Raw genomic sequence first — 1,218 nt, forward strand, 5'->3', positions numbered from 1 at the left:
GCGCGGAACGGTGGATATCCATTCGCCGTTGTCGCCGACGGGGCCAAGCAGCTTGCGCAGCTGCGCGATCTGGACGGTGAGATTGCCTTCCTCGACGGCCGTGCCCGGCCACGCGGCGTCCATCAGCTCGGCTTTTCCGAGGATTTCGCCGGGCCGCCCGACGAGTGCCGCAAGCAGGCTCAGCCCGCGATAGCCGACGGCAACGGGGACATCGTTCCGAAGCAGCGTTCCCGCACGCGGATCAAGCACGAACGGACCAAAGGCAAAACGCGATCCCTGCATAGGCGCATCTATAGGGCCGCTCTGGCTCGTTTGGAAGTTTTGGGAACTATTTGGGAGGGCTTAATTACGGCGCCGTCCGTATCGCGCAGAATTCAACCTCATCGAGAGCCCCAGGCCCTCAAACCATATGGAGGTTGCCATGACCAATACCCTCACTTGTGCAGCGCGGCCGGGAACGCCCGTGCGGCCGGCATCGCGCCGGCTCCTGAAGACCCTGCGAAGCATCATCGCGAGCTGGCACGATCGGACCTGGCGCGAGCGCATACGCTTTCGCTGGCAGCTCAGGCAAATGTCGAAGGACAATCCGCATCTGATCGACGATATCGGCCTGACGATACAGCAGGTCGAGGGAGAGATCGCCAAGTCCTTCTGGGAACGATAGAGCGAAATGCCGCAAATCGCGTCGACCGTCAGCGCACCGCCTCGCGAGGGGCGCCGGCCAGGCGGGTGGCGATCAGCTTGTCGATGCGGCGGCCGTCGAGATCGACCACCTCGAAGCGCCAGCCCTGCGCGTCGACGCATTCGCCAGTCGCCGGCAGATGGTGCATATGCGACAGCACATAGCCGGCGACGGTTTCGTAATCGCGGTTTTCCGGCAGGTCGATGCCGAGAATGTCGGCCATCTCGTCGGCCTGCATGTAGCCGGCGAGCAGCCACGAGCCGTCCTCGCGCTTGACCGCGTTTTCCTCGTCGCCGGCGTCGGTGTCGGCGCGGAACACGCCGGTGATGGCTTCCAGAATGTCGGCCGGGGTGACGATGCCTTCGAAATGGCCGTATTCGTCATGCACCAGCGCCATCGGCACGTCGGATTCCTTTAGCTTCTGCAGCACATCGAGCGCGTCGGCCTGGTCGTAGACGATGGGGGCTGCGCGCACATGCCTGCGCGGATCGAGCACGCGGCCGGCAAGCAGTGCGGCCAGCACATCACGCGTCTGG

General features: G+C 64.3%; 3 protein-coding genes. 1 reads left to right on the forward strand and 2 read right to left on the reverse strand.

The window, feature by feature from the left end:
- Positions 1-282 (reverse strand): transcriptional regulator (locus tag EN914_RS35965; RefSeq protein WP_164779194.1); only part of this gene is annotated, 282 nt, incomplete at its 3' end.
- A 139-nt stretch (positions 283-421) separates the two neighbouring features.
- Between EN914_RS35965 and EN914_RS35970 the strand changes: the two genes are divergently transcribed.
- Positions 422-664 (forward strand): DUF1127 domain-containing protein, encoded by a 243-nt coding sequence (locus EN914_RS35970; protein WP_013530057.1) that lies wholly within the window; start codon positions 422-424, stop codon positions 662-664.
- A 28-nt stretch (positions 665-692) separates the two neighbouring features.
- On the opposite strand, the gene EN914_RS35975 is transcribed toward EN914_RS35970, so the two are convergent.
- On the reverse strand, positions 693-1,218 hold a 526-nt coding region (locus EN914_RS35975; RefSeq protein ID WP_281034702.1), incomplete at its 5' end, for a transporter associated domain-containing protein.

Origin of the sequence: Mesorhizobium sp. M7A.F.Ca.CA.001.08.2.1, assembly GCF_003998455.1 — a bacterium.
In the GTDB taxonomy this organism is placed as follows: domain Bacteria; phylum Pseudomonadota; class Alphaproteobacteria; order Rhizobiales; family Rhizobiaceae; genus Mesorhizobium; species Mesorhizobium ciceri.

Coding starts and splice junctions, on each gene's coding strand:
- EN914_RS35970 (WP_013530057.1), top strand. CDS start 422: ATGACCAATACCCTCACTTGTGCAGCGCGGCCGGGAACGCCCGTGCGG.